A 4,620-nucleotide genomic window follows, 5' to 3' on the forward strand; every position below is an offset into this window, starting at 1 on the left:
TCAAACCAACAAATAGTGGCTCAATTTTCAACCGGTGGAGTGGCTCAGTTTTAAGTTGGTGTTGACAATAAACGAATTAGCTCTGGTCTATCTAAAGAATTACCAGATTTATTTTCTATATAAAAAGAAGCAATTCGTTTGCTGAAGCCAGAAACGAATTTTTTTAATGAGCTTTTTGCTCTATTTGCATCTTGCTCAGAAGTTGATGCTCGTAAATATGCTCTTATGAACATTTTTGCCTAATTAGGTCTATTTAGATGGTGTCATATTATATAGGTTTATTTAAGTGGTGTCATTACGTAATTGCCTGTGATATATTAACAGTATCTTTAGGGTGTACTCATGTAGAACTGCATGTAATAACACTAATTTGGACTTTGATAATGAAAAAGGATAAACCATACATTGTTGTGGTTTAATATTGTTGTAACAACGGTAACTTTACTTATTTAATAGAAGAAAAAACAAAATCAATTAGCGATGTTTAAACTGGTATTCATTGATGGTCACTTTAATTAGATATAAAGTAAGTAAACAAAAAGTCAGTAAGGTAATTGATAACGTGTCTAAACGAACCATAAGTATGTTGGCTAAAGAACTGAGTGTAAATGTCGAAACAATTCGCTTTTATGAACGCAAAGGCTTAATTAAACAACCACCAAAGCCTATGCAGGGCTATAGACATTACCCGAAAGAAACGGTAAATAGAATACATTTTATCAAGCGTTCTCAAGAATTAGGTTTTACGCTAAATGAGATTGAAGGGTTACTTGCGTTAAACGATAGTCCATGTAGTAAAGTACAAGAATTAGTTAATAAAAAACTGATCGCAGTACAAAAAAAGATGGCTGACTTGTTGTTGTTAGAACACGCTTTGGAAGAACATTTAGGACAATGCCAAAATAATGATGACGATAGCCACTGCCCAATAATTGATTCGTTGCAACCGAAGTAAATGATTCACTTAACTACCATTTCCCACTAAAACAGCATATCCAATTTTACTTCTGCGCCTTAATTCAAGTTAGCTTATTCCCCGTATCTGTCGTAGCAGATTATCAAAGATAAATTTTTTATAAATCACCCTTGACTCCGTACTTAGGTACATGCAATACACTTGCATTATCACTTAATGAGGTATCTATATGAATCAAAAAGAATCAAACCTTCCAATGATAGGAGGCATCATAGCAGCATTAGGCGCAGGCGTATGCTGTGTAGGTCCTTTGCTCCTGTTATTACTTGGGGTAAGTGGCTCATGGATTGGTAATTTAACTGCATTTGAACCCTATAGGCCATTATTTATCGCATTTGTAGTGTTGTTGTTTGGTTACTCAGGTTGGAAAATTTACCGTCCTGTAGAAGAGTGTGAGCCGGGAACGGCCTGTGCAATTCCTAAGAAACAGCAATAACGAAAAGTCATTTTCTGGCTGAGCGCTATAGTTGCGACAATTTTAGTGACCAGTAATTATTGGATACTTTTGTTTGCTTAATATACAGATCAAGAAATTTATAACATTTTAAAATTTGGAGCTAATTATGAAAAAATTAATATTAACCGCACTGCTTTCACTTTCTAGTTTTGGTGCTTTTGCTGAAGTAAAAACAGTTACACTGGAAGTGCCAACGATGAACTGTGCGACATGTCCAATCACAGTTAAAAAGTCATTAGAAAATGTTGATGGCGTTGAAAATGCGAAAGTTACCTACAAGCCTAAGCTAGCTGTTGTTTCTTTTGATGACACTAAAACCAACATCAATGCATTAATTGCAGCGACTACCAACGCTGGCTACCCTTCAAATTTAAAAAGTGAAAATAAGTAATGTTTAGCCCCTTAGAACTAGTTACGCGTATCGGAGATAAAGCAGGCTCTATAGGTGCACTTGTTTCGGCAATGGGATGCGCCATGTGTTTTCCCGCGATAGCTAGTCTTGGTGCGGCAATTGGGATGGGATTTCTTAGTCAGTGGGAAGGGGTATTTATCAATACGTTGTTACCACTGTTTGCAGTATTAGCGCTGGCAATGAATATCTTAGGCTAGTTTAGCCATCGTCAATGGCACCGTAGTTTTATCGGTTCAATTGGCCCCATTTTGGTTTTACTCTCTTTATACCCTTGGTTCCAGTACGGGTGGAGTTCATACGTTACTTATACGGGGCTAGGACTAATGGTTGCTGTATCAATTTGGGACATGGTTTCTCCAGCGAATAAACGCTGTGATGATGAAACTTGTACCGCTTAACTTTTTAAGAGGAATAAAATATGTCAACGAATAGTTGTTGCTCGTCAAATGACATCCAGCCAGAACAATTACATGTAGCCATTATTGGTAGTGGTTCAGGGGCCTTTGCCAGTGCGATTAAAGCAGCAGAAGGCGGAGCAAGAGTTACTATCATTGAAGGAGCCGATGTAATCGGAGGTTGCTGTGTAAATGTCGGCTGTGTTCCTTCAAAAATATTGATCCGTGCTGCGCAATTAGCGCATCAGCAACGTACTAACCCGTTTGATGGTTTAGAAAATATTCAGCCACAACTTAGCCGCTCCTTATTAGCACATCAGCAAAACGCTCGCGTCGAAGAACTACGCGATGCTAAATATCAACGTATTTTAGAGAGTAATCCCGCGCTATCTTTACTTAAAGGTTATGCACGTTTTAAAAATCAAAATACCTTGCTAGTTCACAAGTCTGATGGTAGTGAAGAAGAACTGGTTGCAGATCGCATTTTAATTGCAACAGGCTCTACACCAAGCATTCCGCCAATTAAGGGTTTAGTTGATACACCTTATTGGACATCAACAGAAGCCTTATTTGCAGAAGAGTTACCGAGTAGTCTAGTTGTCATCGGCTCCTCCGTTGTTGCTCTGGAAATTGCGCAAGCTTATGCCCGTTTAGGTAGCCGTGTGACAATTCTAGCCAGACATACCCTTTTATATGCTGAAGATCCGTTATTAGGTGAAAAACTGGCAGAGTGCTTTGAAAAAGAAGGTATTAGGGTACTTAATAATACGCAAGCAAGTCATGTTTCTTATGATAGCAATGGTTTTTCATTGGAAACTAACGAAGGAACATTAATCGCTGAAAAATTGCTTATCTCTACGGGTCGCCATGCAAATACTGGAAAGCTTGGTTTAGAAAATGTTGGTGTTGAAACAGATAAAAGTGGTGCCATTGTTGTTAATAGTATGATGGAAACATCAACAGCTAACATTTATGCCGCTGGAGATTGCTCCAATATGCCACAATTTGTTTATGTTGCTGCTGCTGCCGGAAGTAGGGCTGGAATTAATATGACAGGTGGAAATGCGCAACTCGACTTATCTACCATGCCTGCTGTTATATTCACCGACCCACAAGTTGCTACGGTAGGTCTAACCGAAGTACAAGCTTCAGCGGTAGGAATAAATACGATAAGTCGTGTACTTGATATGGAAAACGTACCAAGAGCTTTAGCAAATTTTGAAACGGATGGTTTTATCAAGTTGGTAGCTGAAGAATCCACGGGAAAACTGATAGGCGCACAAATTTTAGCCCATGAAGGCGGAGAACTGATTCAAAGTGCGGCTCTTGCTATTCATAATAAAATGACAGTCGAAGAATTGGCAGGTCAACTATTTCCGTATTTGACGATGGTTGAAGGATTGAAGTTATGCGCTCAAACCTTTAGCAAAGACGTTAAAGAGCTATCTTGCTGCGCAGGGTAATCATTTAACGGTAATGTACTTACAGAAATGTTAATGGAGTGCCAATTGATTGAATGTAATCAAGATATCTTAAGGCATTCCATTAACAACACAAATTGGAAGCATGCTAAATCATGATTAAATCTAAGGTTGAAAACATTCCTGTTGGTGAAGTCAGTTTTTTGACAGAGATACCTGACATCAATAAGTTCATTAGTAGTGATGATGATGCGTTGGATTTTCCTTTGAGTATTTCTCAACTGGCACTAGCTGCACAAACATCTGTCCATACGGTAAGAAATTATGTTCTTGAGAACTTAGTACACTGCGAAGAAAAAACTAAGTCAGGCCATTCACTTTACGGCTTATGTGCATTAAAGAGATTAAAGTTCATTCGAGCAGCAAGGGCGGCAGGTCTTCTTGTAGTTGATATCAAGCCATTACTAATGGCAATAGATGCAGGAGAAAGAAAAGTTCCTGAAGACATCCAAAAGCTGCTACTTACTAAAATCGAGCATAGAAAAGTATTTTTAAATCTAGTAACAAACCAAATTGAAGAGTTTTGCAATTAGAACAATTATAGAACAGTTCATGGCTCGACTAAAAACTTGTTAGCTTATCTGTTTTCTATCAATGTTAGCTTGTATATATCAAGCATATAGAATATCAACACCTCCAATTTTTAATGGCACTTTGATGCGCAGTACCTTTTGAATTAGAAATACAAACAGATGGCATTCTTTAACTTATTGATTCTACATCACTAAGTAAACCAGCTAAGTCGATTTCTTTGCGGTCTTTATTAAAGGCATATTCCCCATTTAGATTAATGTGTTGCCAAGCAACAGGTGAAAGCCGAGAAATTAATAATCCAGGACATATATGAACGCCCCATTTATTTCAATGGTTTTTAGTTAACTTTAGCCTTTTGGCCAATG

6 protein-coding genes and 1 pseudogene are annotated in these 4,620 nt (G+C 37.8%); 6 read left to right on the top strand and 1 reads right to left on the bottom strand.

What is annotated here, in order from left to right:
• Positions 1-50: 50 nt before the first annotated feature.
• The gene (locus IEV16_RS13170) at positions 51-233 is read right to left on the bottom strand and encodes a recombinase family protein (RefSeq protein WP_425562597.1); all 183 of its coding nucleotides are present in this window, start codon (positions 231-233) and stop codon (positions 51-53) included.
• Between the two features lie 329 nt (positions 234-562).
• On the opposite strand from IEV16_RS13170, the gene merR reads away from it, so the two are divergent.
• From merR to IEV16_RS13195, 6 genes and pseudogenes are all read left to right on the top strand, one after another.
• The gene (gene merR, locus IEV16_RS13175) at positions 563-955 is read left to right on the top strand and encodes a mercury resistance transcriptional regulator MerR (protein ID WP_443093966.1); all 393 of its coding nucleotides are present in this window, start codon (positions 563-565) and stop codon (positions 953-955) included.
• Positions 956-1,145: 190 nt separating this feature from the next.
• Positions 1,146-1,412: a mercuric transporter MerT family protein gene (locus IEV16_RS13180; RefSeq protein WP_425562598.1), complete on the top strand. Its 267-nt coding sequence runs from the start codon at positions 1,146-1,148 to the stop codon at positions 1,410-1,412.
• 127 nt (positions 1,413-1,539) lie between these two features.
• Positions 1,540-1,824, top strand: coding sequence for a mercury resistance system periplasmic binding protein MerP (gene merP, locus IEV16_RS13185; protein WP_188366192.1), 285 nt, complete (start codon positions 1,540-1,542; stop codon positions 1,822-1,824).
• A pseudogene (merC, locus tag IEV16_RS13460) lies at positions 1,824-2,243 on the top strand (organomercurial transporter MerC). The gene merP and the pseudogene merC overlap by 1 nt, the downstream one beginning before the upstream one ends.
• Positions 2,244-2,263: 20 nt before the next feature.
• The gene (gene merA, locus IEV16_RS13190; protein ID WP_008467329.1) at positions 2,264-3,703 is read left to right on the top strand and encodes a mercury(II) reductase; all 1,440 of its coding nucleotides are present in this window, start codon (positions 2,264-2,266) and stop codon (positions 3,701-3,703) included.
• A gap of 113 nt (positions 3,704-3,816) precedes the next feature.
• The gene (locus IEV16_RS13195; RefSeq protein WP_008110853.1) at positions 3,817-4,254 is read left to right on the top strand and encodes a MerR family transcriptional regulator; all 438 of its coding nucleotides are present in this window, start codon (positions 3,817-3,819) and stop codon (positions 4,252-4,254) included.
• Positions 4,255-4,620: the final 366 nt, after the last annotated feature.

Source organism: Marinicella pacifica, from assembly GCF_014636635.1.
Classification (GTDB): domain Bacteria; phylum Pseudomonadota; class Gammaproteobacteria; order Xanthomonadales; family Marinicellaceae; genus Marinicella; species Marinicella pacifica.